The organism is Nitrosopumilus sp., assembly GCA_029862745.1.
In the GTDB taxonomy this organism is placed as follows: domain Archaea; phylum Thermoproteota; class Nitrososphaeria; order Nitrososphaerales; family Nitrosopumilaceae; genus Nitrosopumilus.
Genome location: JAOTWS010000002.1, coordinates 141296 through 157302, shown reverse-complemented (window position 1 = coordinate 157302; position 16007 = coordinate 141296). Strand labels below are relative to the sequence as shown.

At 31.1% G+C, this 16007-nt stretch carries 16 protein-coding genes; 9 read left to right on the top strand and 7 right to left on the bottom strand.

The window, feature by feature from the left end:
* Position 1 precedes the first annotated feature (1 nt).
* Positions 2-1480 (top strand): glycine--tRNA ligase, encoded by a 1479-nt coding sequence (gene glyS, locus OEM44_02795; GenBank protein ID MDH3515730.1) that lies wholly within the window; start codon positions 2-4, stop codon positions 1478-1480.
* Between the two features lie 283 nt (positions 1481-1763).
* Here the strand turns inward: glyS and rqcH are convergent, their stop codons facing one another.
* Complete coding sequence (gene rqcH, locus OEM44_02790; GenBank protein MDH3515729.1) at positions 1764-3695, bottom strand: ribosome rescue protein RqcH; 1932 nt, start codon at positions 3693-3695, stop codon at positions 1764-1766.
* 103 nt (positions 3696-3798) lie between these two features.
* On the opposite strand from rqcH, the gene OEM44_02785 reads away from it, so the two are divergent.
* The 4 genes from OEM44_02785 to cobM are packed head-to-tail and all read left to right on the top strand — an operon-like array spanning position 3799 to position 6404.
* The gene (locus OEM44_02785; protein ID MDH3515728.1) at positions 3799-4275 is read left to right on the top strand and encodes a serpentine receptor Srsx; all 477 of its coding nucleotides are present in this window, start codon (positions 3799-3801) and stop codon (positions 4273-4275) included.
* Between the two features lie 28 nt (positions 4276-4303).
* Complete coding sequence (cbiT, locus tag OEM44_02780; protein MDH3515727.1) at positions 4304-4894, top strand: precorrin-6Y C5,15-methyltransferase (decarboxylating) subunit CbiT; 591 nt, start codon at positions 4304-4306, stop codon at positions 4892-4894.
* 36 nt (positions 4895-4930) lie between these two features.
* Entirely contained in the window at positions 4931-5653 is a 723-nt protein-coding gene (cobI, locus tag OEM44_02775; protein MDH3515726.1) for a precorrin-2 C(20)-methyltransferase, read from the top strand.
* Positions 5646-6404, top strand: coding sequence for a precorrin-4 C(11)-methyltransferase (gene cobM, locus OEM44_02770; GenBank protein ID MDH3515725.1), 759 nt, complete (start codon positions 5646-5648; stop codon positions 6402-6404). The genes cobI and cobM overlap by 8 nt, the downstream gene beginning before the upstream one ends.
* On the opposite strand, the gene OEM44_02765 is transcribed toward cobM, so the two are convergent.
* Positions 6397-7161 carry a glutamate racemase gene (locus OEM44_02765; GenBank protein MDH3515724.1) on the bottom strand — a complete coding sequence of 255 codons (765 nt, stop codon included), beginning with the start codon at positions 7159-7161 and terminating at the stop codon, positions 6397-6399. The genes cobM and OEM44_02765 overlap by 8 nt on opposite strands.
* A 105-nt stretch (positions 7162-7266) precedes the next feature.
* On the opposite strand from OEM44_02765, the gene OEM44_02760 reads away from it, so the two are divergent.
* Positions 7267-7914: a Snf7 family protein gene (locus tag OEM44_02760; protein ID MDH3515723.1), complete on the top strand. Its 648-nt coding sequence runs from the start codon at positions 7267-7269 to the stop codon at positions 7912-7914.
* A 233-nt stretch (positions 7915-8147) separates the two neighbouring features.
* Here OEM44_02760 and OEM44_02755 read toward each other — a convergent pair whose 3' ends face one another.
* The gene (locus OEM44_02755; protein ID MDH3515722.1) at positions 8148-9329 is read right to left on the bottom strand and encodes a glycosyltransferase family 2 protein; all 1182 of its coding nucleotides are present in this window, start codon (positions 9327-9329) and stop codon (positions 8148-8150) included.
* Positions 9330-9980: 651 nt separating this feature from the next.
* Entirely contained in the window at positions 9981-10631 is a 651-nt protein-coding gene (locus OEM44_02750) for an endonuclease III (GenBank protein ID MDH3515721.1), read from the bottom strand.
* Positions 10632-10685: 54 nt separating this feature from the next.
* On the opposite strand from OEM44_02750, the gene OEM44_02745 reads away from it, so the two are divergent.
* Together OEM44_02745 and OEM44_02740 are read left to right on the top strand one after the other, a co-directional pair.
* Positions 10686-11840 (top strand): aconitase X catalytic domain-containing protein, encoded by a 1155-nt coding sequence (locus OEM44_02745; protein ID MDH3515720.1) that lies wholly within the window; start codon positions 10686-10688, stop codon positions 11838-11840.
* Positions 11837-12229, top strand: coding sequence for a DUF126 domain-containing protein (locus OEM44_02740; protein MDH3515719.1), 393 nt, complete (start codon positions 11837-11839; stop codon positions 12227-12229). Before OEM44_02745 ends, OEM44_02740 begins: the two co-directional genes overlap by 4 nt.
* Before the next feature lie 8 nt (positions 12230-12237).
* Here OEM44_02740 and OEM44_02735 read toward each other — a convergent pair whose 3' ends face one another.
* From OEM44_02735 to OEM44_02725, 3 genes are read right to left on the bottom strand one after another with little or no spacing between them, the layout of a single operon-like run.
* A complete protein-coding gene (locus OEM44_02735) occupies positions 12238-12906 on the bottom strand; it encodes a hypothetical protein (protein ID MDH3515718.1) in 669 nt (222 codons plus the stop codon).
* A 30-nt stretch (positions 12907-12936) separates the two neighbouring features.
* On the bottom strand, positions 12937-14079 hold the full coding sequence (gene sat / locus OEM44_02730; protein ID MDH3515717.1) for a sulfate adenylyltransferase: 1143 nt from the start codon (positions 14077-14079) through the stop codon (positions 12937-12939).
* 14 nt (positions 14080-14093) lie between these two features.
* A complete protein-coding gene (locus OEM44_02725; GenBank protein ID MDH3515716.1) occupies positions 14094-14807 on the bottom strand; it encodes a phosphoadenylyl-sulfate reductase in 714 nt (237 codons plus the stop codon).
* A gap of 83 nt (positions 14808-14890) precedes the next feature.
* Between OEM44_02725 and OEM44_02720 the strand changes: the two genes are divergently transcribed.
* A complete protein-coding gene (locus OEM44_02720) occupies positions 14891-16003 on the top strand; it encodes a THUMP domain-containing protein (GenBank protein ID MDH3515715.1) in 1113 nt (370 codons plus the stop codon).
* Positions 16004-16007: the final 4 nt, after the last annotated feature.

Genomic DNA, 16007 nt, shown 5'->3' with positions numbered 1-16007 from the left:
TATGAATATAAGGAATCAAATTATGGATTATGAAGATGTAATGAAATTAGCACTTGAACGTGGATTTTATTTTCCTAGCTGTGAGGTTTATGCAGATGCACAAGCAGGGTTTTGGGAATATGGACCATCCGGAGTTGGCTTGAAAAATAAGTTTTTAGAGTTATGGAGAAGGGAATTGATCAGACGTGATGGGATGCTTGAAATTGATGGTTCCCAAATAATGTCAAAATCAGTTTTTGAGGCATCAGGTCATTTGGGTAATTTTGCAGATCCAATAATAAAATGTACAAAATGTAATTCAACATTTAGAGCAGATAGAACGATTGCAGAGATTTCAGGTATTGAGATCCCTGAAAGTGAGGATTTGATAGAATTTGATAATGCTATTTTACAAAATAACATAAAGTGTCCAAAATGTAAAGGGAGCTTTGGTAAGACAAAGAATTTCAATATGATGTTCAAAGTTGGTATTGGGCCTGAGGAGGAGGAAGCATATCTTAGACCTGAAACATGTCAATCAATTTTTGTAGATTTTCCGAGACTGTTCAAAACTATGAGAGGGAAACTTCCTTTGGGAATTGCACAAGTTGGCAAAAGTTTTAGAAATGAGATAGCACCACGACAAAGTCTTCTTCGTTTAAGAGAATTTTATCAGGCAGAAATTGAAGTATTTTGTAATCCATCCAAATTAGATGAAATGGAGAAATTCTCAGAAATTCAGAATGTGATAATCCAAGTTCAAACAGATACATATCCTGTATCCATGACATGTAAAGAAGCAGTAGAATCAGGTATTATTCCAAACAAGTTTGTTGCATACTACTTAGCGATATTGACAGAATTTTATGAAAAAACAGGCATTGATATTACAAAAAGTAGATTCAGAAAACTAGGTGACAAAGAAAAAGCATTCTATGCTGATGTGGCATTTGACTTTGAAGTTAAGACTACAATTGGTTGGCTTGAATTAGTTGCATGCAATTATAGATCAGACTATGATTTGTCAAGTCATGCAAAAAAAAGTAATGAGAAATTCGATGTAATGGATAATGATGAAAAAGTTCTTCCTCATGTCTTTGAGATTTCAATGGGAATTGATCGTAGTCTTTATACTATCTTAGAGCACAGTCTGAGAGATGATAAAGAGCATGATAGAATAGTTTTAGCTCTAAAACCCTATTTGTCACCTGTTCATATTGGAATTTTGTCATTAGTGAAAAAAGATGGATTAAAAGAAAAGGCTGATGAGATTTATCTAAAAATTAAACGAAAATGTGATGCATTTTTGGATCATTCAGGAGCAATAGGAAGAAGATATAGAAGACTAGATGAGATTGGATCTCCGTTTGCAATTACTGTTGATCATCAAACGTTGGAAGATGAAACTGTAACAATTAGAATGAGAGATAGTATGGAACAAAAGAGAATTAAAATTTCAGAATTAGATTCTATAGTAATTAAATCAATTGCTTTTCCATAGAGATAAATCATTTAGTGTCTACAATTTATACAAATTATAAGATGATTAAATTAGTTGAAGATGTGTTTCAACTAATAGATAGATATAGAATTTTTATAATACATTAGATGACATTGTATTTTTTGTTTAAAGAAAACTTGAAAACATTGTAATTAAATCGTATAAGAAGCTCTAGGTATTCAAAACAAAATAACATTAATTCTAGCTTATATCATTATCCATGATTTTGAATAAATATCTAGGTGAGATTCTATTAAAATTATTAAACTAAATGTAATTTATTTTAATATTTAGAAATAGTAGTATAATCTCCAATATCTACTTCCTTAATTTGGCTTTTTCCAGGGGGTAGAACACGAACAAAATCATCAATAGATATTTTTTTTGTAATTTCTTCTTGTAATTTAGAGAATTCAATTCTAATTTTTTTGGCTACATCTACCATTTCAGTGCCATGAGGTTCAATAATTGCATAACAAATAGAATTTTTTTTGATTGGATCAGGGGGTCCACATGTTAAAACATAATCATCGTCTAATGGAATAATTCCAACAGCTAATCTCAAAGTATCAGATTTTATGAAATTTCTTTGTCCTTCTATAGTAAAAGAGCCTTTAGGTAGAAATTCTCCGCTAGGAGCTGATTTTTTTACTTGTTCAGGATTTACCCAATATGCACTTACTCCATACATTCCTTCTCTCCATGCACGACTAAAGCAAACTGTTGCATGTGCAACTTCATTCATACTTGTATCAGGTACATTTTCTGCTTCTTTTAAAATAAAGAATGGTGAGCCAAAAATATCTCCATGAAATATCCTATCATTTTTTACCAAATGCTTTCTAACTACGGCTGAATTTGATGCAGCATCTCTTCCACCAATTGCAAGAAACCCATCAGATGTATAGAACCATCTATATCTTTCATACCAATGTTTCTTTCTAATTTCTGAAATCATTACCAAATCTTTTTCAGAATCGGTTTTACTTTGGAATTTTTTTAGCTTTTGCTCTGTTCTTTCTTTAATTGTTTGAATTGAATTTATTGCACTTGATTGCTTTTTTGCCTCATTAAATAATAATGATGCAATTGATTGGAGTGAGGCATTAGTGTTTATCTTTATTTTTTCATCTTGAATTACAATTAATGAAAATCCTTTTTCACTAGTTAGTTTTGCATTATTACTTGCCAAAATTTCTTGCGCATTTTTATCATCGATTGACATTATTCCTTTTGACACCATTTCAAAAAGAGAATTTGCAACATTTGTGATATTTTTTGATCTTTCTTTAACGATTTCAATTGCTTTTTCTTGTTCAGATATTTGAGTTTGTAATTCTTTGATTTTTTTATCAGATCCGCTTGATTGAATAGATTTTCCTTTTTTGACTATGTTTTCTGTAAAAACAATATCTAACCCTTTAATGAAATCATCAACATTAGTAATCTCTCCTTCAGGGGTTCCTAGTTTAAGTGGAACAACTTCTGTTTTTTCATTTCTAATAATTATTGGATTATGGTTTCCGGATACTACATCTGTAACAATTTTTTTAGTAGTTTCAAAAATTTTCTTTATTTCTTTAGGTGTTAATAGATTGCCAATTTTTTTTGGATCTACATCTGCGATCTGAAAAATACCTTCAACATATTTTTTTGGCAACCCCAAAGTTCGTCCTAACCACTTAGCAGAAACTATATCTGTTGTACCAAGTTCAACAAAATCTAATTCTGATATGTTAAAAATATCTAATCCATTTTCCGGTGGTTGTGCATATTCTAAACCTACACTAAGTTTTCTATGTCTTACGTCTATCGAATGCTGTAGTGCAAGTATCTTCATATCTTTACTACAGAGTAAAATATTTCCGTCCCCAAAAAATTCTCCCACTAAAATAAACTCTTTTCCAAATCCTTCAAAAATAAAATATGCAATTCTTTCTGAACCAATTTGTTTTATTTTTTTTAATTTTAATCTAAGAAGATCACTTCGTAATCTTTTGAGCAACCTATTTGGTTCCATTTGATCAATTTTTACTGTAGTTAACCAAACACCAAATGTTGAGATCATCATAAATAAATCACTTTTTTCAGTATGGTGAAGTTTGAATAGAATACTGTCTTTTGTAATTCCGTATATATTGCTAATATAGTAATCTTGAACTTGTTCAGAAATTTTATCAACTAAATACCGTAGTTCAATTCCTGCAAGGGTCATAATCATGGTATTTATCGTCTAAAATTATACTCTTCCTTTGATGTGCTCAAATTATGACCAAAGATATTAAACATGGTTTGCTTGAGACACGCTAGAAATTTACTTGGCAAAGTTTAAAAAGAAAAAATCAGAGGCTACACCTGGACCTGATGATTCAAAAAAGGAATCTAGAGACAAAAATCCAAATGATATTCCTGAAATAGAAAAATCTGATCCTGTTCCAGATAAATCAGCAGATTCGCCTGTTAGTGTAGCTGAAAAAAGTGAGAAAGATAGAAAATTAAACAAATTATTTTGGTTACGTGTTGGGTTAGCAGTAATTGCTGGTTCTGCAGCAACTTTCATGTTTGAAGATATTGAAGGTGAAGAAAGAAGATGGGCTTCGATTGTGTTTATGATAATAGTGTTTATTGGTACAATTATTGTTGCAAAAGGTATGAAATTACAATTACCATCATCAGATAGGAAAAAAATTGTTACACAAGGTATTGGTAGCTATGTTTTTTTATACCTGTTTACTTGGATTGTAACTTATACATTACTTCATGCAGGAACTGTTTCTGCCGGCATTAATCTATAATTTGATAATTTAGAATTAATGATAGACTATGTGGAATTACAAAACTCCTGGAATTCCAGATGAACTTTTTGAGCGAACAGAAAACGTTCCAATAACAAAAGAGGAAATAAGAACTATTCAAATTAGTAAAGCAAGATTAAGGCCAGGTCAAATAGTTTATGATATTGGTTGTGGTAGTGGATCTATATCTATTGAAGCTGCACTTCAAATTGGATCATCGGGTAAAGTATTGGCCATTGATTATGATCAAAATGCTGTAGAATTAACTAAAAAAAACATAGAAAAATTTGGCATATCAAATATTTCTGTAATTTATGGTAATGCTAAAGAAAAGATGCTTGAACTTGAAGAAGCTGATACAATATTCATTGGAGGGACTGGTGGTGATACAAAAGAAATAGTTGAGCTTTCTGAGAACAAATTAAGATCAGGAGGTAGAATTGTAATTGGTATGATACTAATTGAGACATTTTATTCAGTGTTACAAGTTCTTAAGAAATTGCATTTTGAATTTGTGGATATTATTCAGATAACAGTATCAAAAAGCAGAAAAACCACTGCAGGAACTATGATGCTTGCAAGAAATCCTGTAACAATAATTTCTGCTACCAAGGTGTAATCTAGATTTTTAATTGGGATAAAATCCATACTTTACATGCCTGGATTGATTGGAATTGGAGTAGGTCCCGGAGACGTAGAATTGCTCACTGTCAAGGCTGTAAAAGCAATTCAAAATGCAGACATTATCATGTGTCCTGCCTCTAGTGAAGATAGACCAAGTATTGCATTTAGTGTTGTTTCACCTATAATTGATAAATCAAAAAATCAAAAAATTGTAAAGCTAATCTTTCCAATGACAAAAAATAAGGATATTCTTGAAGCGACATGGAAAAAGAATGCAAAAATAATGGCTGAAACAGTTCTTACTGGAAAAAATGTTGTGTATCTTACAATAGGTGATCCTTACTTGTATAGTACTTGGATCTATATGCACAAGGATCTAAAAGAAAACTATCCATATATGGATATTAATGTGATACCAGGAATTGTTTCCATGTTTACGTTTGCATCTAAAGTTGGTGTAAGCATTGCTGAAGGTGCAGAAAAAGTTGCTATTATTCCATCGTGCTATGATCTATCTAGTGTTAAAGAGATTGCAAAAAATTCTGAATCCATGATATTTCTTAAGGATGGAAGATATTTTGATAAAGTAATTGAGGTTCTAAAAGAGTCAGGATTCCCAGATAATTCAATTTTTGCGATAGGTCAAGATCTTGGAACAAAAAATGAAATTATTCGAAAAATGACTTTAGGTGAAGTAAATGATGATACGTTAACTACAAAATATTTTTCAATTTTGGTGGTAAAACGTGTCTGAGGTATTCTTTGTTGGATGTGGTCCAGGTGATCCTGAATTAATAACAGTCAAAGCCAAGAAATTAATTCAAAAAGCAGATATTGTGGTTTATTCTGGTTCTTTAATTCCTCAACCGATTTTGAAGCTTTGTAAAAAAGGAAAATTATATGATGCAGCAAAACTAGTAAGAGAAGAAATTTTTGATTTGTTGTACAAAAATGCAAAAAAAGACAAACTTGTAGTAAGATTACATGATGGGGATCCTTCAATTTACGGTGCAATCAAAGAGCAAATTGATAACTTAGAAAAAAATGGAATTAAATCTGTTGTTATTCCCGGAATAACAGCATTTTTAGCTTCAGCTGCAGCACTTGGAACTCAATTGACATTACCAGGGGTAACTCAGACAATTATTGTTACAAGAGCAGAATCTAGAACCAAGGTTCCTAAACGTGAAAAAATCTCAGAGCTCGCAAAGCATAGAGCTACATTGATCTTTTATCTTAGTGTTCATTTGATATCAAACTTAGTAAAAGAAGCAATTGCTGGTGGGTATAAAAAAACAACTCCAGTTGCTGTTGTTTATCATGCAAGCTGGAAAGATCAAAAAATCATTAAAGGAACACTTGAAGAAATAGCAAAAAAAGTAAAAAATGAACAAATTACCAGAACTGCAATTGTGATTATCAGTGATGTGATTGATCCTGAGACATACGAGTATTCTAAATTATACGATAAAAAATTTAGTCACGGTTACAGAAAAGCTAAATAGATAAAAAATTAACCTTATTTTTCAATCCTATCTTATTTAATTTATTCTGAAATTTTTTAGTATCACCTGAAGTGAAAATCTTTAATGAGTTTCTTTTTGATTGTTTATTTTTAATTTTCAGAAAAATTTTATTTGCAACTATATTTCCTGAATCTATAAATTTAATTTTTGGATATTCTTTTTCTAATAATAGTTTTAAAAATGGTAAATGTGTACTAGAAAGTGTTACTGTATCTATGGAATGTTGAGTTAAAATTTGATCAAGTATTTTTTTAATAATTTTTTTACAGTAATTTTTATTAGTAAGAAATTTCCCAGATTCAATTAATTCTACAAGTTCTGAGGCATTTACTATAAAAAACTTAAAAGATTTTGAAAGGTTATTTTTTTTGAGATATTTATTTAACCCTTTGCTCTTTATTGCATTTTCGGTTGCTAATATGGCAATTTCCTTTGACTTTGATATTTTTTTTGCATAAGCTAATGGTGGTTTTACATCAATTATTTTTCTTGATGATAAATTAAACATAAGACTAGGAGTATTTGACGCAACAACTATAATGTCTGGTAAGAATTGTTCTTGTAATAGGTTAATAGACTTTATTATAATTTTGTTTAATTGAGTTTGTGATTTTTTTCCATATGGATAATTCTGTTGATCTGCAAAATAGATAATTTCTGATTTGAATAAATCCTGCATTGCTTGAATTATAGATAAGGAGCCTAATCCTGAATCAAATACAACAATCCTTGCCACACTTGAGTTGTGAGAATCATGAATAAGAGTTTGTTAGCTAAATTAACCTCAAAGTCGATCTAAATACACACCGTCCATTAAGACTAAATTTCTAAACTTGTCATCATGCCAAACTTCAACAAGACTTGGGCTCATCAGGAGACTCAAGGCGTAACTGGCAAACTCCGTGAAGCAGTAAAGCCTCAAGGTGCATTAAAACCACGAATTCAAACGGCAGTTAACAAACTACAAGTCCAAATCTCAAAAATGGACTCTATGTTAGGTAAACTGCACGAAAGAGATGCGCAACTCTTTAAGAGAGTCGTGACTGCAATGCAGCAACATGATACTAGCACAAGTAGAGTTTTGTCTAACGAATTAGCTGAAATTCGTAAAGTTACAAAGATGCTCGGCAATGCAAGAATGTCATTAGAGCAAGTCCAACTAAGACTGACAACTATTCATGATCTTGGTGATGCTATGGTAGCAATTGGACCAGCGATGTCTACAATGAAGGGATTGAAGTCATCACTAGGAAGATTCATGCCAGAAGCAGATTCAGAATTGAATAGCATGACCCAGACACTTAATGGACTTATGATGGATTCTCTTGCAGGCGACTCATTTAGTATGGAGTCTGCTGCTTCAAGTGAAGAAACCGATAAGATTCTTCAAGAAGCATCTGCAGTAGCTGAGCAACAGATTGGAGATAAATTTCCATCTGTACCATCTTCAACTGGACTTTCGTCACAATCCTCTACTTCCTTTGAGTAGTCAGGAAAAGGCGAAGTTCATTCTTTTTGTTTTAATTTTTTTAAAAATAAAGAAATGATAGATAAGAATTAATTTATTTTTCAAACTTTAATGTTCTATCAGATTATTTTATACTATAACACAAAGTAATTCAGTTTTGGCATATTCAATAGTTAAAAGCCAATAATTATCTAAATCATACATGTTGCTATAACTGTAATAATTTCATAGAAAATTTGTTTATCAATAAATCATTAATTCCAAAGTTTTTCTTTGAAAGTAAGTTTTTTGTTCAATACAAAGTTGCTAAATGCGGCAGCTGTTATTGCTGAAATTAGGGCTAATGGATATGCAATATCATAAGAATCAACTAACCAAAACACCATTCCAAGCTGGATTAATGCACCCAATGAACTAAATAAACCAAATTTACCGTACTGAGATAAAATTTTTTTTCTTGAAAAGTCTCTATCTTCAAAAGTCCAAATTTTGTTTAAGATAAAATTGGTAGATATTGATGCAAGTATTCCAAAGATATTTGCATGTAAATACCATAATTCAGATAATCCAGATGTCAAGAGCATTGTAACAACATAGTTGACAAGAAATCCAGATGCACCAACACTAAAAAATCTTCCAGCCTTTGAAAGAACACGAACTGAAGTACGTTTTTCATTTGTTGTTTTTATTTTTTCATTCTTGTATAATTTCCATACAGATTTAATATAATCAATTACAGTTTTAGTATCTAATTTGCTAGATCCAAATTTTCTATTTTCAAAGGTATAAGGAATTTCTTTAATGCTGATTCCTTTTGTTTTTACAAGAATTTCTAATAGAAATTTGTATCCAAGTGCATCAAAATTTAATTCTTTAATAATATTTTTCTTAAATGCAAAGAATCCTGACATTGGATCTTTTGTTTTAACTCCTAATCCTTTCTTTGCAATGATTGTTGCAATTTTGCTCATTAGTTTTCTTTTAGCTGTCCAACCTCTAATACTTCCTCCTGTAATGTATCTTGAGGCTACAACTAGATCACATTGATACTGTTTGAAGGCTTCAATCATTTTAGGGATAATTTGTGGAGGATGTGAGAAGTCTGAATCCATTACAACAATTGTTTCGCCTTTAGCATTTTGTATTCCATTTAAAATTGCAGATGAAAGTCCATTTTTTGCTTTTCTGTGAATCACATCAATGGTATTTTCTGCAATTTTTTTAATACTAGAAACATAGTCCTCAACAATTTTTCCAGTTCCATCAGGTGAATTATCATCAATTACGATCGTTTCAGTTAAGATTCCTTTTGGAATATTTCTATCAATTAGTTTTAAAATGTCAATTATGTTTTTAGATTCATTATATGTAGGCAGAATAATTGAAACCTGAGGGTTTTTTTGAATCAAGTCTGTTTCACATCTACCAAGAAACAAATGAATATTAATTTATAACAAATTTTATGCCTAGACAACTCAATCATAGAATGCAAGAAAAATTGTCTGGTGTTCAATATGTAACCAAATTTATTCTTGGTAGATATTTTTATCAGATACTGAAAAATAAACTCATATTTTCCTTTTATATTGAAAATTAAATTAGAATCATAAAATTAGAACTTGGATGAGAAATTTTAGTATAATCATCATGCTATCAAATGATATTTTTTACAACAAAGTTATCTGGGTTAGTAAGTTGCTCATAACATTTCTAACTTTAAAATGGAAGAAGCTGAAGATTCAGTAAACACTACAGTCGTATCTATTGAAATAAGAGTTAATATTTTATCTATTGTTGAATGATGTTTCTTCTGATCACTCATTAATCTTAATTGATAAATCTATAACCATCATTACATTGATTCAGAAATATTCAATGCTAATTTTGTAAATACAACAGATTTATGATCTAATTGTATTGCTGGAACATTTACTACAAATATTATAATATCTTGTATTACTTGAGAAACGCTCTCAAAATAATAATGTTACATGAATAATAGATATAGATAGTCTTTCTGTAAAATTGACAATCATTAAAAAAGGATTAAGTATTTTAAAACAATTATAACTAGTATTTTTATTTTTTCAAATATTTTTTGACTTGTAATATTTACAATTTTTTTTAATTTTACATACTTTACACATTGGAGAGATAGGTTTGCAAATATTTTGTCCATACATTACAAATGTATCATTAATTTCGATCCAATATTTTTTTTGAATTTTTTTCATCAGTTCCTGTTCTGTTTCTTCAGGGGTTTTAGTTTCAACTAGTCCTAATCTATTGGAGATTCTATGAACATGAATGTCAACGGGAATTGCAGGCTGTTCAAAAGCATATACTAATACACAGTTAGCAGTCTTTCGACCTACACCAGGTAATTTAACTAGAGTTTCTAAGTCATTAGGTACAATTCCACCATACTGGGAATCAATAATCTTTGCTACCTCAATAATTCTTTTAGATTTTACGTGATAGAAACCTATTGATTTTATAATTTTTTCAATATCTTTTATCTTAGCATTTGCCAAAGATTTTGCATTTTTATATTTTGAGAATAAAACTTTGCATACTTTGGTAGTGCTTTCATCTTTTGTTCGTGCAGATAAAATAGTTCCAATAAGAATACTAAATGGACCTCCAGTTTCTACTTCATGAAGTTCTCGTAACGCAGTCATTCTTGGTGGTTTTACAGAATTCATAGTATCTATCATTCCACAAAGAATTTTTTTCATGTTAGTATGATATCCTACGTACAAGTATTATATCTGTAATACATAAGAATTCCATTGGAGTTAACAAGAGATGAAGAATTAGCACTAAAAGGTGAACACGGAGAGATTATGCAGATGGCATACAGAATTTTAGTTGCAACAGGTGAAGCAACAGATGCAGAAAAACTTATTCCAATAGAATGGGCCCATTTATCAGGTGTTAATTATAACACAATTGGTGATGCAGGGGAAGAATTTCTATCCGGAATCAGCAAGAATGCCAAGGTTAAGGTAAAAACAACTTTGAATCCAATGGGATTTGATATAGATAACGTATCAAATTATAATCTAGATGCAAACTTTATTTCAAAACAGATCTCAATAAAAAATTCTTATGAAAAAATTGGAGTTATTCCATCATTTTCGTGTATTCCTTATGAGATATTTGACATACCAAATGATGGTACACAGGTTGCATTTGCAGAAAGTAATGCTGCGATTCATGCAAATTCATATGATAATCTCAAAACAAATAAGGAAAGTGCATTTAGTGCTCTTGCAAGTGCATTAACTGGTAAAAGTCCATACTCTTCTTTACGAAAAGATGATTCATCAAATCTTACAATTAGAATGAAAGTAGATAATCCAAATGAGTTAACATATGGAATGCTAGGTTTCTTTGCAGGTAAAGTGGGAGATGTTTCTGTAAATATATCAGGATTAAAAAGGATGGATAATCGTCAATGTAAGGCTATGTGTGGAGGGATGGGAACTTCTGGAATTTGTGCCAAATTCCTTTTTGGAGAAGGAAATCCTGATTCTGAAAAAATAGATTTTGATGAAAAAGAGATGAGAGATATCTATAATGAATTAAACACAACAGAAAAAGGTGACATCATTACTCTTGGAAGTCCTCAATTAGGATTAGATGAAGTTTCAGATCTTACTTTAAAACTTAAAGGGCGTTCATTTAAAAAAAGATGTATGATCTTTACTCCTAGGATAGTTAAAGATCAAGCAAAAAAAATTGGGTATGTAAATGAACTAGAACGTGCCGGATGTGAAATTCTTTCAGATTGTTGTACATGTTTAACACCATTAATCAACAGAGATAATGTGGATTCAGTTACAACAAATAGTATCAAAGGTGCATTTTACTTGAAAAATTCTAACGGTGTTGGTGTAAATTTAAAATCATTATCACAGATAATTAAAGATGAAACAAAATGAGAAAAATTCTTGTTAAAGGTACAGCTGAAGGAATTATTTTGAAATCAGAAATGCCAATTAATTTTTTGGGAACTGTTGATAAAAAAACTGGAATTATTAATGATAAGAGTCATGATTTATTTGAAAAATCAATCAAAGACTCAATTCTAGTATTTCCTTCCGGTGTAGGTAGTAGTGTTGGTGCATATACCATTTATTCAATCAAATCAAATAATACCGCACCATTTGCAATGATCTGTAAAAAAGCTGACCTCACTGTAACTACTGGTTGTGCATTAGCTAATATTCCCCTTGTAATAGTTTCTGAAGAGGAATTTTTATCTGCTCAAAATGGACAAAAGATTTTTTTAGATACAGAATCAGAGAATCTAATTTCATCTTTAGATTAAAAATTAAATCAGGATCGCTTCTTAGTTAGAAACAACACTCCAACTATAATTCCAATTCCTGCAGCTATGTAAAATGGGAATAACGCAAATGTATTCTTTGCAGGATCACCAGATAGTATTTCAATAATCATGCTTCCAGAACTTACTGCTGGTGGATCAGTAGAGCCCTCTTTACCATATACTGAATAGGAATCAATTGCAAATTCACCAATATCCAGATTAGTAACTACAATTCTAGCTCCGTTATTTACTGTCAATCCTGCTCTGTCAGTAAAGGATATGATAGATTTTGCCTGTGGATACCAACCTCTGTCTAAGTCTTTGTGGACTACAACATATCCTTCTTTTGGAGTTTGAACTGCAACCCAAAACTTGTGGTTGGGTTGGGAACCCATTCCAACTTCAATGAATTCATCATGAGTGGTTTTATCATAAAGTCTTAGAACTGCATTTCCGTTTGGATTTGCATAAAATAGATTATTATCAATGGTGACTTGCCAGCTAATAGCATGAACATCATCAAGCATTACAATCGGTGAATCTCTTAAAAGTCTGTTAAATTCATCTGAAGTAATTTCTATTGTATTAATAATTAGTGATGGATTGGTAAGTTCTTGGGCAAATGCAGGAGATATGAAAAATCCTGCAAATAAAACTAGTAAAAACAGATACTTCACGAGCTAAGACAAATCTGATTGAATAAAAATCTAATCAACAAAAGGTTTTGGATGATCTAAGATCACTTTGGCTACTTCGGGTCTTAAAATGAATTGAGAAGGCGTCTTACCGTTTTGAATCATCTCTCTAAGTGCAGTTCCACTGATTTGCTCTTTAACATCATCACTATGTGGACATGCTTTAGGAGTAGTATAGGTAAGACATTTTTTGCAATAAAAGAATGCTGGGAAGAATACCGGGGCAATCTCTAACTCTGGATAGTCATCAAATATTTTTTGTGCCGCAAATGGATCATAGAATTTTCCAACACCCGCATGATCTCGTCCAATAATGATATGTGTACATCCATAGTTTTGTCTCATGATAGCGTGATGAATTGCTTCTTTTGGTCCGGCATATTTCATCTCAGTTTGTAAGGTTCCAAGAATACATCTATTTTCTGGATAGTATAGTTTTATCATGGTTTCATAGCATTTTATAATTACTTCATCAACAAAATCCCCAGACTTTTTCTTTCCAATAATTGGATTTACAAATATTCCATCACGTGTTGTAATTGATGTCTTTTGAAGCATTTCATGCGCAACATGTGGGGGATTTCTGGTTTGAAATGCACAGATTGTCTTCCATCCAGCTTTTGCAAATGCCTCTCTAGTTTGTAATGGAGTTAACCTATTTTTTCGAAGTTCACTTGCATTTGGTTTTTGAATATAATCAATCTTTCCACCCACTAGATAGTCATTCATTGACATTGTCTTTGCAACGCCTGGATGTGAGGGATCAGTAGTTCCATAGACTCCTTGAGTGGTTTTTTCTTTATCAAAAGAATATGTTTCCTCAACGTGTAACACTGCAACTCCAATTCCTTGTGGATTTTTTAATAATACATCTCCAGATTCTTTCATTTTTGATGCAGTTTGTTTATCAACATCAAGTATTATCGGAATGGTCCAGGCCAGATCATTTTCCAATCTTCCACGTGAAATTACGCTTTCATAGTCTTGTTTTCCTAAAAATCCCTCTAAAGGGCTAAATATTCCATCTGCAATGTTTTCAACATCATTTGCAAGATCTTCGCTAATTGTAATTGAAAATAATCCTGTAGAATTTACTTTGTTGATTCTATTAATTAGAATTCCACCGTGTGGTTTGATTGAATGATTTTCAGACATATCAATTCCTGTATTTAGGGTTCTATATGAAGGCCACATTCTTTATTGCCTCCTTGCTCCCACCACCATCTTCCTGCTCGAATATCCTCTCCAGGCTTTATTGCACGTGTACAAGGCTCACATCCGATACTTGGATATCCTTTGTCAAGTAAGCTGTTGTACGGAAGATTATTTTTTTTAATATATTCTTGAATCTGATCCCATGTCCAATCGATTATTGGGTTAATCTTTAAAATTTTACCATGTCCATGATCTAGCTGAAAAATCTTTACATTTTCTCGATTTTTGGTCTGATCACGTCTTAATCCAGTAATCCAGCCATCTAGTGTACTGAGCATTTGAGTCATTGGTTTTACTTTACGAATATCACAACACAGTTTTCTATTCTCTATACTGTCATAGAAGAGATTCATTCCTTTTTGATTAACCATTTTTTTGACTTCATTTGCATCTGGAAATAAGACTTCAATTGAAATATTGTATTTTTTTCTTACAACATCTATGATATCATAGGTTTCTTGTGGAAGTCGTCCTGTGTCTAGCGTGAAGAATCTAAATTTTGGATTGATCTTTAGCATAATATCCATTACAACTGCATCTTCTGCACCAAAACTTGATGCTTTTGCAACCTTGGGATGAAGGTTATTAGATACCCATTCAAGTGCTTCTTGAGTTGTTTTTATTTTTGAGTTAAGATCATCTACTTGTTCTTGCGTGAATTTTGGCACATTTTCAATTACAGTGATTGTTTTATATTGATTACCCGAAATTTAATCCTAAATTATAAACAAGTGGATTTGAAAGTAAAAATGTGAAGGAAATATCATATGTTGTAGTTTTTCCAACCATATTTTCAAAAAATAAAATTTCAAGGTTAATTTTAAACATTAAAAAAATTCTCAAAATAAAAAATCAGGAATTCAAATCAGTTAAATTCGATGATGGTGTGATTTTAGTTGATGCAAATGATCCTGTGTTTGCCTCATCTGCTATCAGTTTACTCTTTGGGATTGAAAAAATAGCAATTGCAAGGCAGATTAAAAACGATTTTCAAGATATCGTTTCAGAGATTACATTTGTTGGAGGTAATCTCTTACTAAAGGGAGAAAAATTTTTGGTAAGAGTGGAAGGAACCTCAAAAGGATTTGTAACAAAAGATGTTGAAATTGCAGCAACATCAAATATTATAGAAAAAAAATCAAACCTTGGAGCAACTCCAGGAACAGATAAGAATTATGATAAACTACTTTATACATATCTAACAAAGAATAATGCATACATCAGTATTTTTTCTGATAAAGGTAGGGGGGGAATTCCATATAAATCACAAAATAAAAAAGCAATTTGTGCAATATATGACGAAATTTCTGCAGTTTCCTGTTTTGAGACAATTAAGCAAGGTTATGACACAAAGATCATAGTTTGTTATAGACAAAAATCAGAACTGATGAATCTTGCCAAAATAATTAATCAAATCATTCCAATACTTGTACAAAATGAAATAGATTTGGAATTTTTGCATCTAAAAATAAAACCAAATGGAATTAGAAATTATTTGATATTTGTAAATTCTGTATTAGAGATAATGTTACAATATCCAGATACACGCGTATCACTAGCTTTGTCACCATTGATATTTTCTTCAGAATTTATCGATAGCTCGTTGATGCGTGTGTTTAAAAAAAAAAAAATTCCTCTGATTCCACTAGCCGGAGTAGATTCCAATTTATTTGATGATGTAAAAGAGATAGGATTAGAAAGAAATATGAAAAAAATAGAAAAAATGGTAAGTATGCTCTCTAATGCTATTCCTACTTTTCCAAAAAAAGATGTTGAATTAGCAATAAAAACAAAGAAAAAGATTTCAGTCATACTGGGACCTAACAACATACATGATATTTTGGATTCGTTGGAGAATCATTGAAAAT

What these genes read in the sequence shown, in the direction of transcription:
- glyS (MDH3515730.1), top strand. Translation starts at nt 2, where the DNA reads ATGAATATAAGGAATCAAATTATGGATTATGAAGATGTAATGAAATTA.
- rqcH (MDH3515729.1), bottom strand. Translation starts at nt 3,695, where the DNA reads ATGACCCTTGCAGGAATTGAACTACGGTATTTAGTTGATAAAATTTCT.
- cbiT (MDH3515727.1), top strand. Translation starts at nt 4,304, where the DNA reads ATGTGGAATTACAAAACTCCTGGAATTCCAGATGAACTTTTTGAGCGA.
- cobI (MDH3515726.1), top strand. Translation starts at nt 4,931, where the DNA reads ATGCCTGGATTGATTGGAATTGGAGTAGGTCCCGGAGACGTAGAATTG.
- OEM44_02760 (MDH3515723.1), top strand. Translation starts at nt 7,267, where the DNA reads ATGCCAAACTTCAACAAGACTTGGGCTCATCAGGAGACTCAAGGCGTA.
- OEM44_02750 (MDH3515721.1), bottom strand. Translation starts at nt 10,631, where the DNA reads ATGAAAAAAATTCTTTGTGGAATGATAGATACTATGAATTCTGTAAAA.
- OEM44_02740 (MDH3515719.1), top strand. Translation starts at nt 11,837, where the DNA reads ATGAGAAAAATTCTTGTTAAAGGTACAGCTGAAGGAATTATTTTGAAA.
- sat (MDH3515717.1), bottom strand. Translation starts at nt 14,079, where the DNA reads ATGTCTGAAAATCATTCAATCAAACCACACGGTGGAATTCTAATTAAT.